This window comes from Citricoccus sp. NPDC055426 (assembly GCF_040677445.1).
Lineage (GTDB): Bacteria > Actinomycetota > Actinomycetes > Actinomycetales > Micrococcaceae > Citricoccus.
Window position 1 is genome coordinate 201268 of the sequence record NZ_JBFARZ010000005.1, and the last position, 22079, is coordinate 223346.

The window sequence follows — 22079 nt, forward strand, 5'->3', positions numbered from 1 at the left end:
CAGATGGTCAGCAGCAGGCGGACACGCGGGTGGCAGGGGCAGTGGACAGGATCGTGATCGGCTCGGGCTCAGCGGCGCAGCAGGCCACGGCCGGTTCCGCGGCCACCGTCGGGGCGCAGCACCCCTGGTCTGCGTCCGGGGTGGCGGGGGCCGGGGTGTCGCAGGATCCGCCGAGGTCGGTGGAGCAGACCCCGGTCTCAGGTAGGTGCAGTTCGACGTTGTCAGCGGCGGCCTGGTCACCGGCCAGGGCGGCGGCGATGGAGCGGACCTGTTCGTAGCCGGTGGCCATCAGGAAGGTCGGGGCCCGCCCGTAGCTCTTCATCCCGGTGATGTAGAAGCCCGGCTCCGGGTGGGCCAGCATCTTCTCCCCGTGGGGGGCGACCGAGCCGCAGGAGTGGAACTCCGGGTCGATCAGCGGGCCCAGCTTCCGGGGGGCATCTACTGCCGGGTCCAGTTCCAGGCGCAGCTCAGCCAGGATGCCCAGGTCGGGGCGGAACCCGGTGGCCGGCACCAGCACGTCCACCATCAGTTCCCGGTCCGCGGCCGGGGTGGCGGCATGCACAGTCAGGGCACCGGCGGTCGGGGTGAAGGCGGCAATGGTGAAGGAGGGGTGCACCTCGATGGTCCCGGACTCGACCAACTGGCGCAGCCGAGTGCCCAGGGCCCCGCGGGAGGCCAACTCGTCGCGGTCCTCCCCGCCATAAACCTTCGACACGTCGGCCGAGCGCACGGCCCAGGAGATCCGGGTGCCCGGGTCGTCCTGGGCCAGGGCGCCGAGTTCCAGCAGCGTGTTCGCCGCCGAGTGTCCGGCCCCGACCACCAGCACATGCTGACCGGCGAACCGGGCCCGATCGGCCCCCAGGACGTCCGGCAGCGCGGCGGTGATCCGTCCCGCGGCGCGGGCCTGGGCCTCTCCGGGGGCCTGAAGCCCGGCCTGGCCCAGCGGGTTCGGGGTGGTCCAGGTGCCGGAGGCGTCGATCACCGCGCAGGCGTGGAGGTCCTCCACGGTGCCGTCGGGGCGCTGGATGCGGACCAGGAACGGGGTGTCCTGTCGGCCGGCGGTGCGGGTCTTGTCCATCCCGGCCCGGGACACCGCGACCACACGAGCTCCGGTGCGGATCCGGTCTGCCAGGGCCTCGGTGGCGGCCAGCGGCTGAAGGTACTGCTCGACGAGCTCGGTCCCGGTGGGCAGGGCCTCAGGGTCCGGCGCCGTCCAGCCAGCAGCCTCCAGCAGTCGGGCCGCGGCGGCGTCGAGGTTGTACCGCCAGGGCGAGAACAGCCGGGTGTGGCCCCAGTCCCGGATCGCAGCCCCCACCTGCTCGCCGGCCTCCAGGACCAGGGGGGCCAGGCCGCGCTCGATCAGGTGGGCGGCGGCGGCCAGGCCCACGGGCCCGGCCCCGATGACCACGACCGGCAGCCCGGTGGCGGCGGCGGTGTCCGTGCTGGTTGTGGTGGTGGTGCTGGTGTGGGTGGTGGTGTCAGCCATGGGTGGGCTCCTCGACGAGTGCGGTGGCGATGCTGTCGGCATCGCCCAGGGCGGCCAGGTACCGTTCGGCGTCCAGGGCCGCGGCGCAACCGGTGCCGGCGGCGGTGATGGCCTGGCGATAGCGGTGGTCCACCGCATCCCCGCAGGCGAACACCCCGGTCAGGTTGGTGTGGGTCGTGCGGGCGTCCACGACGATGTAGCCCTCGGCGTCCAGCTCCAGCTGGCCGGCGACCAGATCGGTGCGGGGCAGATGCCCGATCGCCACGAACACCCCGGTCGCGGCCACCTCACGCGTGTCCCCGGTGATGGTGTCGGCCAGGGTGGCCCCACTGACCTTGTCCTGGCCGTGGATGGCGGTGACCTTGCTGTTGTAGGCGAAGCGGATCTTGGGATTGTCCTTCGCGCGGGCGGCCATGATCTTGGAGGCCCGCAGGGCATCGCGGCGGACCACGACGGTCACGGTCTTGGCGAAGCGGGTCAGGAACAGGGCCTCTTCCATAGCCGAGTCCCCGCCGCCGACCACGATGATGTCCTGCTCCCGGAAGAAGAACCCGTCACAGGTGGCGCACCAGGACACCCCATGCCCGCTGAGCCGGGACTCCTCGGGCAGGCCCAGTTCCTTGTAGGCCGAGCCGGTGGCCACAATCACTGCCGGGGCCCGGTAGGTCTTCCCGGCCAGGGTGGTGACCTCCTTGAGGTGCCCGGCGAGCTGCACGGTGGCCGCGTCGTCGTACTCGATGAGCGCCCCGAACCGGGTGGCCTGCTCGGCCAGCCCGGCCATCAGCTCCGGTCCCTGGATGCCCCCGGGGAAGCCGGGGAAGTTCTCCACCTCGGTGGTGTTCATCAGCGCCCCGCCGTGCGTGACCGAACCGGCGATGACCCGCGGGGCCAGACCGGCCCGGGCGGCGTAGATCGCGGCGGTGTACCCGGCCGGGCCCGAGCCGATGATGATCACCTGATCCGTGGCCTCAATGCTCGTGGCCTCAGCGCTCGTGGCGTTCGTGGTCGTGGTGTCCATGGGCGGCGGCCTTACTTGCTGGTGCCGGCCGGGAGCAGCTCGGCGATGAGCTGCTGGATCCGGGTCTTGATCTCGTCCCGGATCGGGCGGACCCCCTCGATGCCCTGACCGGCGGGGTCCTCGAGCTTCCAGTCCTCGTAGCGCTTGCCCGGGTAGAACGGGCAGGCGTCCCCACAGCCCATGGTGATGACCACGTCGGAGTCCTGCACGGCCGCGTCGGTGAGGACCTTGGGCCGGTTGGCGCTGATGTCGATGCCCTCCTCGGCCATCGCCGCCACCGCGGCCGGATTCACCGCGTCGCCCGGGGCGGACCCGGCGGAGCGGACCTCGATGCTCCCATCGGAGAGGTGGGCCAGGTAGGCGGCGGCCATCTGGGAGCGGCCGGCGTTGTGCACGCACACGAACAGCACCGAGGGTTTGACGGTCTGCGTGGCGGTGGTGTCCGGGGTGGTCTGTGCGGTCATCAAATCATCCATTTCAGTCAGGAGGTGGAGGGCGAACGAAGGATCAGGAGGCGGGGCTGCCGGTGAGTTCGGTGAGCAGGGTCCGCACACGGGCGTCGATGTCGTCGCGGACCAGGCGCATCCGTTCCAGGCCCTCGATCCCGCGGGTGGAGGGCTCATCGGTGTGCCAGGTCTCGATGGTCCCGGCCATCCCCTCCACGGGCTCGACGCGGGCCTCGTCGCCGAGGACGATGACGCGGTCCACCCGGGCCAACAGCTCCGGGTCGATGGGCTTGGGGTGCCCGGCGGACAGGTCCGCGCCGGCCTCGGCGATGACCTCAGCGGACAGGGCATTGATTGCCTCCCCCGGTCGGGTGCCGGCGGAGTGGACCTCCACGGCGCCGGCGGCGTGGTGGTCCATCAGGGCCGCGGCCATCTGGGACTTGCCCCCGTTCTTGGCGCAGATGAACAAGACGGACGGCCGGGACGCGGACTCTGGGGTGGTCATCACTGGGACTCTCCTGTCAGGTGTGCGGGGTCAGTGCCGGGCCGCGGCGGCGGTCTCGGTCCGGGCCGGGACGGTGGGGTCTCCGGGGAAGAGTCGGCGGCCGGCCCAGAGGCAGACGTAGATGAGCCCGACCAGGACGGGGACCTCGATGAGCGGGCCGACGACGCCGGCCAGGGCCTGGCCGGAGGTGACGCCGAAGGTGCCGATGGCCACGGCGATGGCGAGCTCGAAGTTGTTGCCGGCGGCGGTGAAGGCCACGGTGGTGGACTTGGCGTAGTTCAGGCCCACGGCCTTGGAGGCCAACAGTGCGATGCCGAACATCAGCACGAAGTAGGCCAGCAGCGGCAGCGCGATCCGGGCCACGTCCCAGGGGTTGGAAGTGATGGCCTCGCCCTGCAGGGCGAAGAGCAGCACGATGGTGAACAGCAGCCCGTACAGGGCCCACGGCCCGATCTTGGGCAGGAACGTCTGCTCGTACCAGGTGCGGCCCTTGGCCTTCTCCCCGAAGTGACGGGTCAGGAACCCGGCCAGCAGGGGGACCCCCAGGAAGATCAGGACGCTGAGCACGATCGCCCACACCGAGAAGTCGGCGGACGTGGTGGGCAGGCCGAGCCAGGAGGGGAGCACCTGGAGGTAGAACCAGCCCAGGGCGCCGAAGGCGATGACCTGGAAGACGGAGTTGACGGCCACCAGCACGGCGGCGGCCTCCCGGTCGCCGCAGGCCAGGTCGTTCCAGATGAACACCATGGCGATGCACCGGGCCAGGCCGACGATGATCAGCCCAGTGCGGTACTCGGGCAGGTCCGGCAGCAGCAGCCAGGCCAGGGCGAACATCAGCGCCGGACCGACGACCCAGTTCAGCACCAGGGACGTGATCATCAGCCACTTGTCCCCGGCGATCCGGTGGGTCTCGTCGTAGCGGACCTTGGCCAGCACCGGGTACATCATCACCAGCAGCCCGATCGCGATCGGCAGGGACACCTCCCCGATCTTCACCGCCTCCAGGGCGGTGTCCAGCCCGGGGATGAACCGGCCCAGCGCCAGACCGGCGGCCATGGCCAGCAGAATCCAGGCGGGGAGCCAGCGGTCCAGGAAGGACATCTCCTTCAGCACCGGCTGGTGTGGGGCGGACGCGGTGGTGGTGGTGCTCATGCTGGCCCATCCTTCGTATTGATCACTGTCGATGGGAACAATACCGGGACAGATCGATCTACGTCAATGTAAGATGGGGTGATGGCCGCGACAACTACTCTTCCCGCCCCCAAGACCACCGACCGCCGCCCCGAGAGTGCCAGCGCCCCGGTGTGCTGCTCCTTGTCGGACGGGCCGATCAGCGCCGAGCAGGCCCAGCGGGCCGCCGGGATGCTCAAGGCCCTGGCGGACCCGATGCGCCTGCGCCTGCTCTCCCACGTCGCCGCCCAGGGCTGCGACGCCGTGTGCGCCTGCGACCTCACCGAGGAACTCGGCATCAGCCAGCCCACCGTGAGCCACCACATGAAGAAACTCGTGGACGCCGGGCTGCTCACCCGCGAACAGCGCGGCAGGTGGGCGCACTACACCGTCATCCCCGAAGCCTTCGCCGAGCTGGGCCGGATGCTGGAGCTAGGCTGACCCCGCCCACCCCACCAGCGGACCCGTCAGCCGAGTCCGGGATGGCCGGTGCGGTCGATGTCCTGGTGATCGGCGGCGGACAGTCCGGCCTGAGTTGACCGTGCGGCAGGTGCAAGCCGTTGTTCAGTCACTGCTGTATAGTTCAGCGCGTGCTGACTATTGCTTCTCGTCTTGACGTGATGAGCCGGTTGGGCCGGGCGATGGCCGACCCGAACCGGTCGAGGATCCTGCTGATGCTGTTGGACGGACCTGCCTACCCGGCGGAGATGGGCCGGGAGCTAGAGCTCTCACCGTCCAATGTCTCGAACCACCTGGCTTGCCTGCGTGATTGCGGGATCGTGGTGGCCGAGCCGCAGGGCCGCCGGAGCCGGTATGAGATCGCCGACCCGCATCTGGGCCGGGCGTTGGCGGCGTTGGTGGAGACGACCCTGGCGGTGGACGCCGGAGCCCCGTGCATTGATTCGGGCTGCGCGGTGGCTGGTTGCTGCGGCGGGGGTGCCCGATGAGCGCCCCGGTCGTGACTGCCGAGCGGCGGGCCACGCTGCACCGCCGGGTGAAGTTCATTGTCGGGTTCACCATCACCTACAACGTCATCGAGGCCATCGTGGCCATTACCGCCGGGACCATGGCGTCCTCCGGCGCACTGATCGGCTTCGGGCTCGACTCGGTGGTGGAGGTCCTCTCGGCCACGGCTGTGGCTTGGCAGTTCACCCGTAAGGACCCCGAACGCTGGGAGCGGGTGACGGTCAAGGCGATCGCGATCGCGTTCTTCGCCCTGGCCGCCTATGTCACAGTCGACTCGATCTTGGCGTTGACTGGGGCCCAGCAGGTGGACGAGAGCCCTCTGGGCATCGGGATTGCCGCGTTGAGCTTGATCGTGATGCCGGCGTTGGCCTGGTTTGAGTTCCGCACCGGCCGGGAGCTGGATTCCAAGAGCGTGATGGCCGATGCCAAGCAGCTGCTGCTGTGCATCTACCTCTCCGGCACGGTGCTGCTGGGCCTGTTGCTGAACTGGTTGTTCGGCTGGGACTGGGCCGACCCGGTCGCCGCCCTGGTCGTTGCCTTCCTCGCGGTACGCGAGGGCATGGAGGCCTGGGGTGGGGAGGTCGAATCCCCTTTCGAGACCCTCGGCCACCTGGACCAAGACGACGAGGACGAGGCACGACCACAGAAGGAAGTTTCCTAGCGTGACCTGGTGGCCTGCCCGCGTGGGACGTGAGAGCGGGCCAGGTGTGGGCCGAAGCTATAAATGGCGGTTGGCGCCTTCAGTAGTCGCCGGCACGGATTTCAGAAGTGGCCTTCACGAATCGTCAGGGTGGCGTCGACACTGTACGCAAGGGGAACCCCTGACGGCACACACCCGATGTTGATCTGGGAACACCTCAGCACACATCGCTCGGTGTCCCGCAAGACCCGTCCGGTGAGATCTCCGGTGACGGGGCGCCATCTGACACACCCGCAGGGATTGAGGAAGTGCTCGCAGCAGACGATTGCTGAGTGCGCACCCCCCTGGCCCACAGTCAGAGCACCGTGACCCACTCAGATGTCAGCGGAGCTTCAACCGTGCAGGTTCCGGCGGGGGAGCGGGGCCATCAACCCCTCCGCAGCGCCTCGGCGAGCATCACGATGATCCCGCTCGGGCCGCGGACATAGGTGAGCCTGTAGACGTCCTGGTAGGTCGCCACGCCCCGCAACGGGTGGCAGCCGTGCCGTGCTGCCACGGCCAACGCCTCGTCGAGGTCGTCCACAGAGAGGGCGACCCGGTGCATGCCGATCTCGTTCGGCCGGGTGGGTTCCGTCTCGATCGCTTCAGGGTGGAGGTACTCGAAGAGCTCGATCTGTCCCCGGCCGTCCGGTGTCTGCAACAAGGCGACCTTGGCGTGGTTGCCGTCGAGGCCCACGGCGGTGTCCGCCCACTCGCCGCTGACGGTGTCCCGTCCCAGCACGCTCAGCCCGAGGTCGGTGAAGAAGGCGATGGTCGCCTCGAGGTCCCGCACGGCGATGCCGACGTTCTCCAACCGGATGCCCATGCGCAGCAGGTTACCGCCGCCCGCGCCGCCACACCACCATCGCCCGCCCCGCCAGGCCCACCGCGAAGACCCCCACCATCACCAGCACGGACACCCACGGGAGCGTGAGGGCCAGCACCAGGCACAGGAGCGCACCGGCCAGGTTCAGCCAGCGCGGCGCCCGCACCACCCGCTCGGTAAGGGTGAACGCGGCCAGGTTCGCCACCGCGTAGTAGACGAGCACGCCGAAGGAGGAGAAGCCGACCACCGTCAGCACATCGGCGCTCAGCAGCAGCACGATCACCGCGCCCGCGGTCACCAGCTGCGCCACCCACGGCACCGACGTCCGTGGCGAGACGGCGGCCAGCGGCCGGGGCAGGTCCCCCTCGCGCGCCATGGCCAGTCCCGTCCGGGACAGCCCCGCCACCAGGTTCAACATCGAGCCCAGGCTGGCCAGGGCGGCGCCGAGCACCGCGAGCCAGATCCAGTCCGGGCCGAGGAGCAGCGCCACGGCATCCCGTACGGGTGAGGCCGAGGTGGCGAGTCCGTCCACCCCGAGGGTCCGATGCAGCGCCACCGCCAGCAGCACGTAGAGCACCAGGGTGAACGCCAGCGCGCCGAAGACCGCCCGGGGGATGGTCCGCCGTGGGGATCGGACCTCCTCGCCCAGGGTTGCGATCCGGGCGTAGCCGGCGAAGGCGAAGAACAGCAGGCCCGCCCCCTGCAGGACGCTCCACAGGCCGGGATCCGCGCCCGGTGAGCCGACCTCGGCACGTCCGTGGCCGGCGTCGGGCCCGGGGGAGGCCAGCCCGGCCACGACCACCAGGGCGAGGATCAGCACCACCGGGACCACGATCGCCACGGTGGCCTGGACCGTGCGGGTGATGCCGAGCAGGTTCACCCCGGTCACCAGCACGACGGCGGCCACCGCCACCCAGCGCGCGGTCCCGTCGGTGCCGGGCACCGCATACAGCGCGAAGGTATAGGCCATGGCCGCGATCGAGGCCGACTTGCCGGTCACGAACCCCCAGCCGGCCAGGAACCCGGCCCAGGGCCCCAACTGCCGCCGGCCGAAGGTGTAGGCGCCGCCGGAGGTCGGGTGCACGGCGGCCAGCTGCGCCGTGGAGGTGGCGTTGATCCACGCGAGCACCCCGGCCACGGCCAGGGCGGCCAGCAACAGGGTGCCGGCCCGTGCGGCGGCGAGCCCGAGGGCGGTGAAGACCCCGGCCCCGACCATGGAGCCGATACCGACGACCACCGCACCGGGCAGTCCGAGACGCCGTTGCAGACCCGCGTGACCGCCCATCCGCTCCACCCACTAGAATCAACTCCGGAACCGCCCGCCTGTGCGGGACGAGTCTGTCTCTACCACGCTCAACAGAACCCCAAGAGAACACCCGGTTGACTCCGCCGGGACCGGAAGGACCATCAGTGCTGCGCACCCATCAGCTGGGCGAACTCAACGCCTCGCTCATCGGACAGACCGTCACCGTCACCGGATGGGTGGCCCGCCGCCGTGACCACGGCGGGGTGGCTTTCGTGGACCTGCGCGACGCCTCGGGCTTCGCCCAGGTGGTGGTGCGGGAGGAGAGGGACTTCGATCCGCTGCGCAACGAGTACGTCCTGCAGGTCACCGGCACCGTGGAACGCCGCCCGGAGGGCAACGAGAACCCCTCGCTGCCCTCGGGCGAGATCGAGCTCATCACCGAGACCGTGACGGTGCTGAACACCGCCGAGCCGCTGCCGTTCCAGATCGACGAGCACGTGGAGGTCGGTGAGGAGGCCCGGTTGCGCCACCGCTACCTGGACCTGCGCCGCCCGGAGCCGGCCCGCATCATGCGCCTGCGCTCCGAGGTCAACCGGGCCGCCCGCGGACTGCTGCATGACGAGGGCTTCATCGAGGTCGAGACCCCCACCCTGACCCGCTCCACCCCGGAGGGCGCCCGCGACTTCCTGGTCCCGGCCCGCCTGGCCCCCGGCTCCTGGTACGCCCTGCCCCAGTCCCCGCAGCTGTTCAAGCAGCTCCTGCAGGTCGGCGGCATCGAGAAGTACTTCCAGATCGCCCGCTGCTACCGGGACGAGGACTTCCGCGCCGACCGCCAGCCCGAGTTCACCCAGCTGGACATCGAGGCCTCGTTCGTGGAGCAGGATGACGTGATCGCGCTCGGCGAGAAGATCGTGCGGGCCGTCTGGTCCCTCGTGGGCGTGGACGTGCCCACCCCGATCCGCCGCATGACCTACCGCGAGGCGATGCAGAAGTACGGCTCGGACAAGCCGGACCTGCGCTTCGGCCTCGAGCTGAGCGACCTCACCGAGTACTTCGCCGAGACCCCGTTCCGCGTGTTCAAGGCACCCCACGTGGGCGCCGTGGTGATGCCAGGCGGCGCCTCGCAGCCGCGGCGCACCCTGGATGCCTGGCAGGAATGGGCCAAGCAGCGCGGGGCCAAGGGCCTGGCCTACGTGCTGGTCCAGGAGGACGGCTCCCTGACGGGCCCGGTCTCCAAGAACATCTCGGATCAGGAGAAGGCGGGCCTGGCCGCGGCCACCGGCGCCTCCCCGGGGGACTGCATCTTCTTCGCCGCCGGTGAGGCCAAGGCCTCCCGGGCGCTGCTCGGCGCCGCCCGCGTGGAGATCGGCCACCGAGTCGGCCTCATCAAGGACGCCGGCCCGGACGTGCCCGCCGCCGAGGCCGACTGGGCCTTCGTCTGGATCGTGGACGCCCCGATGTTCGAGCCCGCCGCGGACGCCGTGGCCTCCGGTGACGTGGCCGTGGGCGCCGGCGCCTGGACCGCCGTGCACCACGCCTTCACCTCACCCAAGCCAGAGTTCATGGACACCTTCGAGGATGATCCGGAGAACGCACTGTCCTACGCCTACGACATCGTGGTCAACGGCAACGAGGTGGGCGGCGGCTCCATCCGTATCCACCAGGGTGAGGTCCAGGAGCGCGTGTTCCGGCTCATGGGCCTGGACCAGGAGTCCGCGCAGTCCAAGTTCGGCTTCCTGCTCGAGGGCTTCAAGTACGGCGCCCCGCCGCACGGCGGCATCGCCTTCGGCTGGGACCGGATCGTGGCCCTGCTGGCCGGCACCGACTCCATCCGGGACGTCATCGCCTTCCCGAAGACCGGCAACGGCTACGACCCGCTGACCGCCGCACCCGCGCCCATCACCCAGCAGCAGCGCAAGGAGGCCGGCGTGGACGCCAAGCCGGAGCCGAAGGAGGCCGAGGCACCCGCGGCCAAGGCACCGCAGGACTCCGCCGACACCACGGGCGCCTGAGGTGTCCGAGCCCCGGGAACGTGAGGTCCGCGCCGTCCCGCCGACCGCGGTCCGGCTGCTGCCGGTCCTCATCGCGGTCTTCGGCCTGAGCATGCTGATCGACTCGACCACCGACTGGCCCGTGTGGGTGCGCTGGATCCTGTCCATCGGCGGCGGGATGGTGGCCCAGTACATCGTGGTCAAGGTGTGGGCGGCGCGCCAGCGGTGAACCCCCGCCAGGCCCGGCTGCGTCAGTGCGCTGCCACCGTCCCCGCTCTGCTGGTCCTGGTGGCGCTCCTGTCCGGCTGCGCTGCAGAGACTGCAGAGACTGCGGAGCTCACGATGACGGCCGCGCCGGCTCCGCAGGACCGCGCGCCCGCCGCGGTGGGCGAGGCGCACGAATCCGAGGTGCCGTCCGGCTGGGCCGAGCCCGGTGATGGTCCGGTGACCCCGGTGGAGGGGCTGGACGCTGAGGACCGGCGTGCGCTGCTCCGGATCCGGGCCTCCTCGCACCCGGTGGATCAGGCCTGTACCGGGGAAGACCTCGCCGCGGAACTGAGCTTCACGGACGCGGCCCTGGGACACCGCTACGGCCTCATCACCGTGACCCACACGGGGGCAGGGGACTGCGCTGTCCGGGGGTACCCGGGGCTCGGTGCCCGCGGCGCGTGGGGGAACCCCTTCGTCAACGAACTCGAGCAGAGCCCCGTGGATCTGCACGGCCAGTACCTGCCGGGTGGGGACGACTCCGTGCCTCAGACCCTCACGCTCAGCGCGGGGGAGTCCGCTCAGCTCCTGGTGGAATGGACCGGGGCCCTGGGCGGGGCCGAATCCGAGCCGCTGGGGGATCTGCTCCTGCAACCCTTCCGCGGCGCGGAACCCGTGGTGGTCACCGGGGCCGCCGAGCAGGCCTCCGATCTCTCGATGTTCACCACCGTGAAGGTGGGGCCGTTCCTGCAGGCCGAGGCAGAGCCGGGAACCGGCTAACCGCGCCGCGGCCCCTTCAACTCGTCCGTGTCCACCCAGACGGTGAACGGCCCGGAGTTGACCAGGGACACGTCCATCATCGCCCCGAAGACCCCGCGCTCCACGGGTACGCCCTGGCCCTGCAGCTCCGCGATGAACAGCTCATACAGCGGTTCGGCCGCCTCACCCTTCGCCGACCGCGACCACGAGGGGCGCCGGCCCTTGCGCACGTCCCCGTAGAGGGTGAACTGGCTGACCACCAGGGCGCCGGCGCCGGCGGACACCAGGGAGGCCTCGTCCTGCAGGATCCGCAGGTGCGCCACCTTCTCCGCCAACTGCCTCGCCTCAGTCTCCGTGTCCGCCACGCTGACACCCAACAGGACCACGAGTCCGGGGGAGTCGAGGCGCCCCGTCACGGTTCCCTGCACGGTCACGGAGGCGGTCCTCGCCCGCTGCAGCACTGCTCTCATGCCCTCCAGTCTGGCGCATCGGACCGCGCTGCTCAGAGGCCGGGCCCGGCGGCTAGGCTGGAACGGTGAGTGATCTGTTCAGTGCGTTCGGCGGCGCCGGCGCCGAGGATGAGCCGGAATCGGAGGAGCACGACGACGGATCCTCCTTCGGCGGCCGGGAGCGCCCGAGTGCCCCCTTGGCGGTGCGCATGCGCCCGCGCACGGTGGACGAGGTCGTGGGCCAGCAGCACCTGCTGAAGCCGGGATCCCCGTTGCGGAAACTCGCCGAGGGCGCGGCCGGCGGGCCGGGCGCCCGGGGTGCGGGGCCGTCGTCGTTGATGTTGTACGGGCCTCCCGGGACCGGCAAGACCACCCTGGCCACCGTGATCGCGCGCGGGCCGGGCCGCAAGTTCGTGGAGCTCTCCGCCATCAGCGCGGGCGTCAAGGACGTCCGGGCCGTCATGGACCAGGCGCTGAACGACCGTGACCTGTACGGCCGCACCACGGTGCTGTTCCTGGACGAGATCCACCGCTTCAACAAGGCCCAGCAGGACGCCCTGCTGCCCGGCGTGGAGAACCGCTGGGTGGTGCTCGTGGCGGCCACCACCGAGAATCCCTCGTTCTCCGTGATCGCCCCGTTGCTCTCCCGCTCCATCATGCTCACCCTCAAGCCCCTCACGGACGAGGACGTGGCCGGGCTGCTGGACCGCGCCGTCGAGGACGAGCGGGGCCTGAACGGGACCGTGGAGTTGGAGGAGGAGGCCCGCGAGTACCTCGTGCGGATGGCCCAGGGGGACGCCCGCCGGGGCCTGACCACCCTCGAGGCCAGCGCGGGGGTGGCCCTGGACCGGCACGGGGACTCCGAGGGCCGGCCGGCCATCACCCTGCAGGACGCCGCCCAGGCCATGGACCGGGCCGTGCTGCGCTACGACAAGGCCGGGGACCAGCACTATGACGTCATCAGCGCTTTCATCAAGTCCATCCGCGGCTCGGACGTGGACGCCTCCCTGCACTACCTGGCGCGGATGCTGGAGGCGGGGGAGGACCCGCGGTTCATCGGCCGCCGGCTGATCATCTCCGCCTCCGAGGACATCGGGATGGCGGACCCGACCGCGCTGCAGACGGCGGTTGCGGCCGCCCAGGCCGTCCAGCTGATCGGCATGCCGGAGGGCCGGCTGGTGCTGGCCGAGGCCACCGTCCACCTGGCCACGGCGCCCAAGTCCAACGCCTCCTACGCCGCCATCAACCAGGCGGTGGCGGACGTGCGCGCCGGCCTGTCCGGGGAGGTGCCGGCCCATCTGCGGGATGCCCACTACCCGGGGGCCGCGGCGCTGGGGCACGGCAAGGGCTACGTCTACTCCCACGACGCCCCGCACGGGGTGGCCCGCCAGCAGTACCTGCCGGACACGCTGCGGAACAAGGACTACTACCGGCCCACGCAGCACGGCGTGGAGCGCAACCTGGGGGAGCGGCTGCAGCACCTGCGCTCCATCATCCGGGGTACTCCGGCCGGCACCCAGACCGGCGGCGAGCCGGGGTCACGCGACTAGACTGGGACCGACCGTATCCGCTCGATCCAGGAGGATGCACCATGACCACCCCAGCCAACCACCCCACCGGCGCCTCCGGCCGCGGCCTCGTGCCGAACACCGCAGAGGTGGACTACCGCATCCTGAAGACGGTGGCCTCCTATGAGCAGGCCCAGGAACTCGTGGACCGCCTCTCCGACGGCGGTTTCCCGGTGGAGAAGTCCCGGATCGTCGGGACCGGCCTGCGCTCTGTGGAGCAGATCACCGGCCGGCTGACCGTCGGCAGGGCCGCCGGGCGGGGCGCCCTCAGCGGGCTGTGGTTCGGCCTCATGATCGGCCTGCTCTTCCTCATCCTGGCCCCGGCCGCCGGGTGGTTGACCATCCTGCTGATGACCCTCGGCTTCGGCGCCGTCTGGGGCGCCATCTTCGGTGCCCTCGGCCATGCGGCCACCCGGGGACGGCGCGACTTCTCCTCCATCCAGGTCATGGAGGCGCAGTCCTACGACGTGCTCGTGGAGGCCACACACATCACCCTGGCCGCCCAGGTGGCCGACGGCCAGCCGATGCCGGATGTCGGGCAGGACGGCCGGTAACTGGTAGACTGGCTTGCTGTCTGGCAAGCGCCGCCGGTCTTCACCTCGTCCCTCGAGTGCGGCGCTGTAGCGATGACGGGCAGCGGCATGCCCCTCAGCTCTCCTCGTGGACGTGCAGGAGGCCAGGTTCCGGTCCACCCTTGTCACACCGTGGGAGCCCCCATGACCGTGTCAGGACCGGAGACAAACCAGAACCGTGCCGCCTGACAAGAAAGGTCCATTCGTGGCTTCCAACCTCCGTACCCGCCGCACCGTGCGCCACTCGCGCGCCCTCGGCATCGCACTGACCCCCAAGGCCGAGAAGTACATGGAGCGCCGTCCGTACGGCCCCGGCCAGCACGGCCGCGCCCGCCGCAAGGCGGACTCCGACTACTCGGTGCGCCTGAAGGAGAAGCAGCGTCTGCGCGCCCAGTACAACATCCGCGAGGCCCAGATGCGTCGCTACTTCGAAGAGGCCAAGCGCACCGCCGGCCTGACCGGTGAGAACCTGGTCGAGCTGCTGGAGATGCGTCTGGACGCCCTCGTGCTGCGCGCCGGCTTCGCCCGCACCATCCAGCAGGCCCGCCAGATGGTCGTGCACCGCCACATCATGGTGGACGGCGCCCGCGTGGACCGTCCGTCCTTCCGCGTGAAGGAGGGCCAGCTCATCCACGTGCACGCACGTTCCGAGAAGATGGTCCCCTTCCAGATCTCCGCCACCGGCGCCCACCAGGCCGTCCTGCCGGCCGTCCCGGGGTACCTGGACGTCGAGATCGAGAAGCTGCAGGCCAAGCTCTCCCGCCGCCCCAAGCGCACCGAGGTCCCCGTGACCTGCGAGGAGCAGCTCGTGGTCGAGTACTACGCCCGCTGATCCCCCGCACGGATCCGTGGCATCACCGGAACCCGGCATCCCCGAACCAGGGGGTGCCGGGTTCCGGCATTTAACCGCCGCCCCGGTAGGGTGGACCAGGCACCGAACCGAAAGGACCACGCCGTGATCAAGCGCGTCATGCTGGTGGGAGTGGGGGCAGCCGTGGGCTGGCTCGGCCACACCGTGTTCAGCAAGGGCCGGGACGCGGCCGCCGTCCGCGCCGAACAGACCCTCCGGGACACCCTGAACCCGGAGAACATCGGCCGCAACGCCGGTCAGGCGGCGGCCACCGCCCTGGCCGCCAGCGCCCGGTCCTTCGCCTACCAGCTGCGCGAGGAGGTTCCCGCGTGGAAGACCCTCTCCTCCACCCTGGCGGACCCCACCCCGCGGCCTGCAGACCCGGCCCACACCACCATCTCGGGCACGGCCACACAGCGGCCCGCCACCGACCCCACCGATCCACGAAAGCAGTCGTAGCGCCGTCATGAAGTCGCAGGACATCGCCAGCCGCTGGCTGGAATTCTTCGCCCAGAAGGACCACACCGTCGTCCCCTCGGCCTCGCTGGTCTCCCCGGACCCGTCGTTGCTGTTCACCATCGCCGGCATGGTCCCCTTCATCCCCTACTTCCTGGGTGAGGAGGCCCCGCCGTACCAGCGGGCCGTCTCGGTGCAGAAGTGCATCCGCACCGCGGACATCGAGGAGGTCGGCAAGACCGTCCGGCACGGCACGTTCTTCCAGATGTGCGGCAACTTCTCCTTCGGCGACTACTTCAAGGAACGCGCCATCCCGATGGCCTGGGAGCTGCTGACCTCCACCCAGGAGCAGGGCGGCTACGGCCTGGACCCGGAGCGGATCTGGGTCACCGTGTACGAGGAGGACGACGAGGCGGAGCGTATCTGGCGCGAGGACGTCGGTTTCCCGGCCGAACGCATCCAGCGGCTGGGCAAGGAGGACAACTACTGGCACACCGGCCAGCCCGGTCCGGGTGGCCCGGACTCGGAGATCTTCTATGACCGGGGGCCGGAGTACGGCCGCGAGGGCGGCCCGTCGGCGGACGAGAACCGGTACATGGAGATCTGGAACCTGGTCTTCATGCAGTACCAGCTCTCCGAGGTCAACTCGCAGACCGACTTCACCGTGGCCGGCGAGCTGGCCCACAAGAACATCGACACCGGCCTGGGCCTCGAACGTCTCGCCATGATCCTGCAGGGCGTGGAGAACATGTACGAGACGGACCAGGTCCGCCCCGTCCTGGACCGCGCGGCCCAGCTGGCCGGCAGGCAGTACTCCTCCACCGAGGACCCGGCCGACCCGAAGTACGCGGACGACGTGCGCCTGCGCATGGTGGCGGACCACGTCCGCTCGGCCCTGATGCTCATCACCGACGGCGTGGTCCCCGGCAACGAGGGCGGCGGCTACGTGCTGCGCCGCCTGATCCGCCGCGCCGTGCGGGCCATGCGCCTGATGGGCGTGACCGAGCCGGTGCTGCCTGAGCTGCTGCCCGCCTCCCGTGATGCCATGAAGGGCACCTACCCGCAGGTCGGGCAGGACTTCGAGCGGATCGCGCGGGTGGCCTACAACGAGGAGAAGGCCTTCCTGCGGACCATCGCCGCCGGCACCGCCCGGATGGACGCGGCCGTCAAGGCGGCGAAGTCCGCCGCCCAGACCGGCGCCACCGGCATCTCCGGCGCCGACGCCTTCGAGCTGCATGACACCTACGGGTTCCCCATCGACCTCACCCTCGAGATGGCCCAGGAGGCCGGGGTGGACGTGGACGAGGCCGGTTTCCGCGCGCTCATGACCGAGCAGCGCACCCGGGCCCGCCAGGACGCCAAGTCCAAGAAGTCCGGCCACGTGGACTCCTCGGCCTACCGAGCGCTGCAGGGGTCCGGTGACACCGTCTTCACCGGCTACACCGAGCACACCACCGCCTCCCGCATCCGCGGCCTGCTGTCCGAGGGTCAGCAGGTGGGCCTGGCGACGGCCGGCCAGGAGGTGGAACTCGTGCTGGACGCCACCCCGTTCTACGCCGAGGCCGGCGGCCAGGCCGCAGACACCGGATACATCACGGGCGACGGCTTCGTGGTGGAGGTCCTGGACGTCCAGGCCCCCGTGAAGGGCCTGAGCGTCCACCGGGTCAGGGTCACCGAGGGCGAGGTGCCGGCCGGCGTCGAGGCCGTCGGCACCATCGACCTGCAGCGCCGCCTGGACGCCCAGAAGGCCCACACGGGGACCCACCTCGTGCACGCCGCGTTGCACCAGATCCTCGGCCCGGAGGCCACCCAGTCCGGCTCCTTCAACAAGGAGGGGTACCTGCGCTTCGACTTCCGCTGGGGTGAGGCCATGAGCGAGATGGCCCGCTCCGAGGTGGAGGACGTCTCCAACCTGGCCATCCGGGACAACCACCCGGTCCTCACCCGCGAGATGTCCCTCGATGAGGCCCGCGGCCTGGGCGCGATGAGCCTGTTCGGGGAGAAGTACGGCGACCGCGTCCGCGTGGTCGAGGTCAACGGCGCGTGGTCCCGCGAGCTGTGCGGCGGCACCCACGTCGGCGCCACGGCGGAGATCGGCTCCCTGGCCCTGCTCGGCGAGCAGTCGGTGGGCTCCGGCAACCGCCGCGTGGAGGCCCTCGTGGGCCTGGACGCCTTCCGGCACCTGGCCACCGAGCGGACCCTCGTCAACGAGCTGACCGGCCTGCTCAAGGTGCCCGCGGACCAGGTCAGGGACCGGGTGGCCGGCACCCTGGCCCGGCTCAAGGAGGTCGAGAAGGAGCTGGCCGCGCTCCGGGCCGCCCAGCTGCAGGCCGAGGCCGGACGCCTGGTGCAGGCCGCTGTCGAGGTCTCCGGCGCGCAGGCCGTCGTGAGGCTGCTGGCCCACGACGCCGGCCCGGTCGGCTCCGGCGACGAGCTGCGGTCCCTGGTGCTGGACCTGCGCTCCCGGCTGGAGAACACGGCCGGCAACGCGGCGGGCACGCCCGCCGTGGTGGCCATGGCCGGCACGGCCAAGGGCCGCCCGCTCGTGGTCATCGGCACCAACCAGGCCGCACGGGAGGCCGGGCTCAAGGCCGGGGCCCTCGTGAAGACCGCCTGTGGCGTGCTCGGCGGCGGTGGCGGCGGCAAGGACGACCTCGCCCAGGGCGGCGGTCAGGACGCGAGCCGGATCGGTGCGGCCCTGGCCGCGGTCCGGGACGCCGTCGGCGCAGGAGTCGGTGCTGCGGCCGGAGCCGCGGGCGCGTGAGCGGGGCGGTGCAGCGAGGGGTCCGGCTCGGCGTCGACGTGGGCCAGGCCCGCGTGGGACTCGCGGCCTCGGACCCGGACGGCATCCTGGCGACGCCGGTCCGCACCCTGAAGCGTGACGTCAAGAAGGGCCACGACCGGCGCCTGATCGTCCGCGAGGCCCTGGAGCGGGACGCCGTGGTCGTCTACGTGGGCCTGCCGGTGAACCTGCAGGGGCGGTCCACCGCCTCGACCGAGGACGCCGAACAGTACGCGCAGGACCTGGCCGCGGCACTCCGGGCGGCCGGCAGCGGCGCGCGGGTGCACCTGGTGGACGAACGCCTCAGCACCGTCTCGGCGCACCGGCAGCTGCGGGAGGCGGGCCGTGACACGCGGTCCCACCGGGCCGTGGTGGACCAGGTGGCGGCGGTTCAGATCCTCGAGCAGGCGTTGAATATGCAACAATCACTCCAGCGGGACGCCGGGCGTCCCGTCGCCGTGCCTGCACCCGACGGAGAGGATGGGACACGTGGCCGATCTGACTCCTGAGGGGCCGGGCGATGACGACACCCCGGTGACGCGGCGGGAACTGCGACGCCGTGAGTCGGTGCAGGACGGATCGGACGGGTCAGCGGCCCCCGGGCCGTCCTCGCCCCCGGTGGGGGAGGACCGCCGCGAATACCCGGACGCCGCCGGTGACGGCCGGTACGCGCCGAAGGACTCCACGTCATCGCAGGACCCCGTCATCGTGCGTCCGGCCGGGCGCAAGGGATACCAGACGGTCACGGTCAACCGGGACCGCTCTCCGGAGGCGCAGCTGAAGAAGGAGGCGCGCCGCAAGCGCCGCCGTCGCCGCAACGTGGTGTTGATCTCCGCCTTCGCCGCGTTCGTGGTGCTGGTGGCGGGGCTGTCCTTCGCCCTGCGGACCATCCTCCCGTCCCCTGCCGCCGAGGACTACCCCGGTCCGGGCGGCGAGGACGTCAGCTTCACCGTCAACGAGGGTGAGGGGGCCCTGGCGATCGGGAACCGGCTCGCGGAGCAGGACATCGTGGCCAGTAGCGGGGCGTTCATCGAGGCGGTCAACCAGTCCCGGTCCGAGAATTCGATCCAGGCGGGGGACTATCCGCTCAAGCTGCAGATGAAGGCCGCGGACGCCGCGGCCATCCTGCTGCGGGACGGTCAGGGTCAGGTCCACTATGTGGCCGTCAACCGGGGGATGCGCCTGAACGAGGCGATCCAGGCCATCAGCGAGTCCACCGGGTTCAGCGTCGGAGACCTCGAGGCGGCCGCGGAGAACCCGGAGGACTTCGGTCTGCCGGCCGAGGCGCCGAGCCTGGAGGGCTACCTGGCCCCCGGGGAGTACCGCTTCCCGGTGGACGCCGAACCGGCCGAGATCTTCGCGCAGATGATCGAGCCGACCATGGCCGAGTTGGAGGAACAGGGCATCACGGAGGAGGCGGATCAGTTCCGCACCGTCACGATCGCCTCCATCCTCGAGGCCGAGGCGTTGCCGGACGACTACCCGATCGTGGCCGGCATCATCGAGAACCGCCTGCATCCGGACAACCCGGAGACCGGCGGCTACCTCCAGATCGACGCGACCGTGATCTACGGCCTCGGCCAGCGTCAGCTGCAGTTCTCGGAGGAGGACAAGCAGGACGCCTCCAACGTGTACAACACCTACGCCCACCGTGGCCTGCCGCCCGGACCCATCGGGGCCCCCTCCACCCAGGCCCTGGATGCGGCGGCCCACCCGGAGGAGAACGACTACTACTACTGGGTGACCACCAACATCGAGACCGGTGAGACGAAGTTCGCCGAGGACTACGCGCAGCACCGCGTCTACCAGCAGGAGTACCGCGACTACTGCGCCGAGAACGAGGAGATCTGTGGTTAGCGAGAACGTGACCGGGCTGACGGCCGGTGTCCTCGGACACCCCATCTCGCATTCGAGGTCCCCGGCCCTGCACCGGGCCGGATATCGGGCCCTGGGCCTGGCCGTGGACTATGAGGCGCATGACGTGACCCCGGAGCAGCTGCCCGCCTTCATGGCGGACCTCACCGGCCGGTGGCTGGGGCTGTCCGTGACCATGCCGTTGAAGTCGGCGATGATGGCCGAGGTGGACCGGTTCTCCCCGCGCGCCGAACGGCTCGGATTCCTCAACACGGTGGTCTGGGACGAGGCGGGCACCTCGACGGCGTACAACACGGACGTGGAGGGGATCGTGGAGTCCCTGGCCTTCGCCGGCTATGACACGTCGGTGACCGGTGGCCGGATGGGCATCCTCGGCGGCGGGGGGACCGCCGCCGCGGCCATCGCCGCCGCGCAGCTGATGGAGCTGGCCGGCGTGGACCTGTTCGTCCGCACCCCGGCCAAGGCCGCAGAGCACGCCGAACTGGCCCGGGGCTTCGGCCTCGAGCCCGAGATCCGGCTGTTGGCGGACTTCCCGACGGCGGCGCCCGGGTTCCGCGCCGTCGTCGCCACCCTGCCCCCGCGGGCCGCGGATCCGACGGCCGGGTTGCTGGCCGCCGCGGGACGTGGTGCGGGTGGGCTGCCCCCGCTGCTGGACGCCGCCTACGACCCCTGGCCCTCGGCCCTGGCCACCGCATGGGAGTCCGGTGGCGGACAGGTGGTCAGCGGACTCGAGATGCTGCTGTACCAGGCGGTGGAACAGGTGCGCCTGTGCTCCGAACGCGCCCTGCCGGCCGGGAGCACGCCCGACTGGGGCGCCGTCACGGCGGCGATGGCGGCCGCCGTCGATCTCCCCTCCCGCACCCCCTCCAGCGCAAAGTGACCTGACCCCCACCGTTGTGACGGGTGCCGGTCACTCTGTGCCTCGGGACCGCCAGGCCATGAGAGAATCGAGTCCATGGTGCGCTGGTTGACAGCGGGCGAATCTCATGGGCCCGCACTCGTTGGAATCATCGAAGGGATGCCCGCGGGCATCCCCCTGACCACCTCTATGGTGCAGGACGCCCTGGCGCGCCGTCGCCTCGGCTATGGCCGGGGTGCCCGGATGAAGTTCGAGCAGGACCAGGTCACCCTGACGGGCGGCGTGCGGCACGGTTCGACGCTCGGCTCGCCCGTGGCCATCGAGATCGCCAACACCGAATGGCCGAAGTGGGAGAAGGTCATGTCGGCCGATCCCGTGGAGCCCTCCGAGCTGGAGGGCGTGGCCCGCAACGCCGCCCTCACCCGCCCCCGCCCCGGCCACGCCGACCTGGCCGGCATGCAGAAGTACGGCTTCGATGAGGCCCGCCCCCTCTTGGAGCGCGCCTCGGCCCGTGAGACGGCGGCGCGCGTGGCCCTCGGCACGGTGGCCTCCTCGTTCCTGGCCGAGCTGGGCATCCGGACCGTGTCCCACACCACCGCAGTGGGCACCGTCTCCGTGCCGGAGGGCGCTGCGCTGCCCACCCCGGAGCACGTGACGGCCCTGGACGCCGACCCCCTGCGCTGCTTCGACCAGTCCACCTCGGACGCCATGGTCGCCGAGGTGGATGCCGCCCACAAGGAGGGCGAGACCCTCGGCGGCGTGGTCGAGGTCCTGGCCTACGGCGTCCCCGTGGGCCTGGGCAGCCACGTGCACTGGGACCGCCGGCTGGACTCCATGCTCTCGGGCGCGCTGATGGGCATCCAGGCCATCAAGGGCGTCGAGGTGGGCGATGGTTTCACCACCGCCTCCCGGCGCGGCACCGCGGCCCATGACGAGATCGTCCGCGGCGCCGACGGCCACCCCGTGCGCACCTCCAACCGGGCCGGCGGCATCGAGGGCGGGATGAGCACCGGGGGAGTCGTCCGCGTCCGCGCCGGGATGAAGCCGATCGCCACCGTCCCCCGCGCGTTGCGGACGGTGGACACCGCCACCGGCCAAGACACCAAGGCCCACCACCAGCGCTCCGACGTCTGCGCCGTCCCGGCCGCCGGTGTGGTGGCCGAGGCCATGGTGGCCCTCGTCCTCGCCCAGGCCGTGCTGAAGAAGTTCGGCGGGGACTCCGTGGCGGAGACGCGCCGCAACCTCCAGTCGTTCGTGGCCGCGCTCGAACCCCTGCCGATCCCCGAAGCCGCTGCCACCGAGGCCTCCGCTGAGGCACCCATGGGCGATCCGCTGCAGTGAGTTCGGCAACGGACGGCCGGCCCGCGTG

23 protein-coding genes are annotated in these 22079 nt (G+C 71.0%); 15 read left to right on the forward strand and 8 right to left on the reverse strand.

Features of this window, described 5'->3' with window-relative positions:
- Positions 1–7: 7 nt before the first annotated feature.
- From AB0K08_RS09930 to arsB, 5 genes are read right to left on the reverse strand one after another with little or no spacing between them, the layout of a single operon-like run.
- Complete coding sequence (locus AB0K08_RS09930) at positions 8–1486, reverse strand: FAD-dependent oxidoreductase (RefSeq protein ID WP_363353890.1); 1479 nt, start codon at positions 1484–1486, stop codon at positions 8–10.
- Complete coding sequence (gene trxB, locus AB0K08_RS09935) at positions 1479–2504, reverse strand: thioredoxin-disulfide reductase (protein WP_363353892.1); 1026 nt, start codon at positions 2502–2504, stop codon at positions 1479–1481. The genes AB0K08_RS09930 and trxB overlap by 8 nt, the downstream gene beginning before the upstream one ends.
- A gap of 11 nt (positions 2505–2515) precedes the next feature.
- Positions 2516–2968, reverse strand: a complete 453-nt coding sequence (locus tag AB0K08_RS09940) for an arsenate reductase ArsC (protein WP_363353894.1) — start codon at positions 2966–2968, stop codon at positions 2516–2518.
- A gap of 43 nt (positions 2969–3011) precedes the next feature.
- The gene (locus tag AB0K08_RS09945) at positions 3012–3455 is read right to left on the reverse strand and encodes a low molecular weight phosphatase family protein (protein ID WP_363353896.1); all 444 of its coding nucleotides are present in this window, start codon (positions 3453–3455) and stop codon (positions 3012–3014) included.
- Positions 3456–3485: 30 nt separating this feature from the next.
- On the reverse strand, positions 3486–4607 hold the full coding sequence (gene arsB / locus AB0K08_RS09950; RefSeq protein ID WP_363353898.1) for an ACR3 family arsenite efflux transporter: 1122 nt from the start codon (positions 4605–4607) through the stop codon (positions 3486–3488).
- Positions 4608–4688: 81 nt separating this feature from the next.
- On the opposite strand from arsB, the gene AB0K08_RS09955 reads away from it, so the two are divergent.
- The 3 genes from AB0K08_RS09955 (at position 4689) to AB0K08_RS09965 (ending at position 6252) form a co-directional block, all read left to right on the forward strand.
- On the forward strand, positions 4689–5066 hold the full coding sequence (locus AB0K08_RS09955) for a metalloregulator ArsR/SmtB family transcription factor (protein WP_363353900.1): 378 nt from the start codon (positions 4689–4691) through the stop codon (positions 5064–5066).
- A 149-nt stretch (positions 5067–5215) separates the two neighbouring features.
- Entirely contained in the window at positions 5216–5572 is a 357-nt protein-coding gene (locus AB0K08_RS09960; protein WP_363353902.1) for a metalloregulator ArsR/SmtB family transcription factor, read from the forward strand.
- Complete coding sequence (locus AB0K08_RS09965) at positions 5569–6252, forward strand: cation transporter (protein ID WP_363353904.1); 684 nt, start codon at positions 5569–5571, stop codon at positions 6250–6252. Before AB0K08_RS09960 ends, AB0K08_RS09965 begins: the two co-directional genes overlap by 4 nt.
- A 406-nt stretch (positions 6253–6658) precedes the next feature.
- On the opposite strand, the gene AB0K08_RS09970 is transcribed toward AB0K08_RS09965, so the two are convergent.
- Positions 6659–7096 (reverse strand): VOC family protein, encoded by a 438-nt coding sequence (locus AB0K08_RS09970; RefSeq protein WP_363353906.1) that lies wholly within the window; start codon positions 7094–7096, stop codon positions 6659–6661.
- 10 nt (positions 7097–7106) lie between these two features.
- Positions 7107–8381 (reverse strand): APC family permease, encoded by a 1275-nt coding sequence (locus AB0K08_RS09975; protein ID WP_363353908.1) that lies wholly within the window; start codon positions 8379–8381, stop codon positions 7107–7109.
- A 125-nt stretch (positions 8382–8506) separates the two neighbouring features.
- Here AB0K08_RS09975 and aspS point away from each other — a divergent pair, with 125 nt between their 5' ends.
- The 3 genes from aspS to AB0K08_RS09990 are packed head-to-tail and all read left to right on the forward strand — an operon-like array spanning position 8507 to position 11320.
- Entirely contained in the window at positions 8507–10354 is a 1848-nt protein-coding gene (gene aspS / locus AB0K08_RS09980) for an aspartate--tRNA ligase (RefSeq protein ID WP_363353910.1), read from the forward strand.
- A 1-nt stretch (position 10355) separates the two neighbouring features.
- Complete coding sequence (locus tag AB0K08_RS09985; RefSeq protein ID WP_363353912.1) at positions 10356–10562, forward strand: hypothetical protein; 207 nt, start codon at positions 10356–10358, stop codon at positions 10560–10562.
- The gene (locus AB0K08_RS09990; RefSeq protein WP_363353914.1) at positions 10559–11320 is read left to right on the forward strand and encodes a DUF4232 domain-containing protein; all 762 of its coding nucleotides are present in this window, start codon (positions 10559–10561) and stop codon (positions 11318–11320) included. The genes AB0K08_RS09985 and AB0K08_RS09990 overlap by 4 nt, the downstream gene beginning before the upstream one ends.
- Here the strand turns inward: AB0K08_RS09990 and dtd are convergent.
- Positions 11317–11769: a D-aminoacyl-tRNA deacylase gene (gene dtd, locus AB0K08_RS09995; protein ID WP_363353916.1), complete on the reverse strand. Its 453-nt coding sequence runs from the start codon at positions 11767–11769 to the stop codon at positions 11317–11319. The genes AB0K08_RS09990 and dtd overlap by 4 nt on opposite strands.
- Positions 11770–11834: 65 nt before the next feature.
- On the opposite strand from dtd, the gene AB0K08_RS10000 reads away from it, so the two are divergent.
- From AB0K08_RS10000 to aroC, 9 genes are all read left to right on the forward strand, one after another.
- Positions 11835–13298, forward strand: a complete 1464-nt coding sequence (locus AB0K08_RS10000) for a replication-associated recombination protein A (RefSeq protein ID WP_363353918.1) — start codon at positions 11835–11837, stop codon at positions 13296–13298.
- Positions 13299–13339: 41 nt separating this feature from the next.
- Positions 13340–13870 (forward strand): general stress protein, encoded by a 531-nt coding sequence (locus tag AB0K08_RS10005; protein WP_363353921.1) that lies wholly within the window; start codon positions 13340–13342, stop codon positions 13868–13870.
- A 223-nt stretch (positions 13871–14093) separates the two neighbouring features.
- The gene (gene rpsD / locus AB0K08_RS10010) at positions 14094–14720 is read left to right on the forward strand and encodes a 30S ribosomal protein S4 (protein ID WP_363353923.1); all 627 of its coding nucleotides are present in this window, start codon (positions 14094–14096) and stop codon (positions 14718–14720) included.
- Between the two features lie 123 nt (positions 14721–14843).
- Positions 14844–15197 (forward strand): hypothetical protein, encoded by a 354-nt coding sequence (locus AB0K08_RS10015; protein ID WP_363353925.1) that lies wholly within the window; start codon positions 14844–14846, stop codon positions 15195–15197.
- A 7-nt stretch (positions 15198–15204) separates the two neighbouring features.
- On the forward strand, positions 15205–17958 hold the full coding sequence (alaS, locus tag AB0K08_RS10020) for an alanine--tRNA ligase (protein ID WP_363353927.1): 2754 nt from the start codon (positions 15205–15207) through the stop codon (positions 17956–17958).
- A complete protein-coding gene (gene ruvX, locus AB0K08_RS10025) occupies positions 17955–18485 on the forward strand; it encodes a Holliday junction resolvase RuvX (protein WP_363353929.1) in 531 nt (176 codons plus the stop codon). Before alaS ends, ruvX begins: the two co-directional genes overlap by 4 nt.
- Complete coding sequence (gene mltG / locus AB0K08_RS10030; RefSeq protein ID WP_363353931.1) at positions 18466–19833, forward strand: endolytic transglycosylase MltG; 1368 nt, start codon at positions 18466–18468, stop codon at positions 19831–19833. The genes ruvX and mltG overlap by 20 nt, the downstream gene beginning before the upstream one ends.
- Positions 19826–20731 carry a shikimate dehydrogenase gene (locus AB0K08_RS10035; protein WP_363353933.1) on the forward strand — a complete coding sequence of 302 codons (906 nt, stop codon included), beginning with the start codon at positions 19826–19828 and terminating at the stop codon, positions 20729–20731. The genes mltG and AB0K08_RS10035 overlap by 8 nt, the downstream gene beginning before the upstream one ends.
- A gap of 75 nt (positions 20732–20806) precedes the next feature.
- Positions 20807–22051 carry a chorismate synthase gene (gene aroC / locus AB0K08_RS10040; RefSeq protein ID WP_363353935.1) on the forward strand — a complete coding sequence of 415 codons (1245 nt, stop codon included), beginning with the start codon at positions 20807–20809 and terminating at the stop codon, positions 22049–22051.
- Positions 22052–22079 lie beyond the last annotated feature (28 nt).

Excerpts from the sequence above, each read along its gene's own strand:
- AB0K08_RS09930 (WP_363353890.1), bottom strand. The coding sequence starts at position 1,486 with ATGGCTGACACCACCACCCACACCAGCACCACCACCACAACCAGCACG.
- trxB (WP_363353892.1), bottom strand. The coding sequence starts at position 2,504 with ATGGACACCACGACCACGAACGCCACGAGCGCTGAGGCCACGAGCATT.
- AB0K08_RS09940 (WP_363353894.1), bottom strand. The coding sequence starts at position 2,968 with ATGACCGCACAGACCACCCCGGACACCACCGCCACGCAGACCGTCAAA.
- AB0K08_RS09945 (WP_363353896.1), bottom strand. The coding sequence starts at position 3,455 with ATGACCACCCCAGAGTCCGCGTCCCGGCCGTCCGTCTTGTTCATCTGC.
- arsB (WP_363353898.1), bottom strand. The coding sequence starts at position 4,607 with ATGAGCACCACCACCACCGCGTCCGCCCCACACCAGCCGGTGCTGAAG.
- AB0K08_RS09955 (WP_363353900.1), top strand. The coding sequence starts at position 4,689 with ATGGCCGCGACAACTACTCTTCCCGCCCCCAAGACCACCGACCGCCGC.
- AB0K08_RS09965 (WP_363353904.1), top strand. The coding sequence starts at position 5,569 with ATGAGCGCCCCGGTCGTGACTGCCGAGCGGCGGGCCACGCTGCACCGC.
- AB0K08_RS09970 (WP_363353906.1), bottom strand. The coding sequence starts at position 7,096 with ATGGGCATCCGGTTGGAGAACGTCGGCATCGCCGTGCGGGACCTCGAG.
- AB0K08_RS09975 (WP_363353908.1), bottom strand. The coding sequence starts at position 8,381 with ATGGGCGGTCACGCGGGTCTGCAACGGCGTCTCGGACTGCCCGGTGCG.
- dtd (WP_363353916.1), bottom strand. The coding sequence starts at position 11,769 with ATGAGAGCAGTGCTGCAGCGGGCGAGGACCGCCTCCGTGACCGTGCAG.
- AB0K08_RS10005 (WP_363353921.1), top strand. The coding sequence starts at position 13,340 with ATGACCACCCCAGCCAACCACCCCACCGGCGCCTCCGGCCGCGGCCTC.
- alaS (WP_363353927.1), top strand. The coding sequence starts at position 15,205 with ATGAAGTCGCAGGACATCGCCAGCCGCTGGCTGGAATTCTTCGCCCAG.
- aroC (WP_363353935.1), top strand. The coding sequence starts at position 20,807 with ATGGTGCGCTGGTTGACAGCGGGCGAATCTCATGGGCCCGCACTCGTT.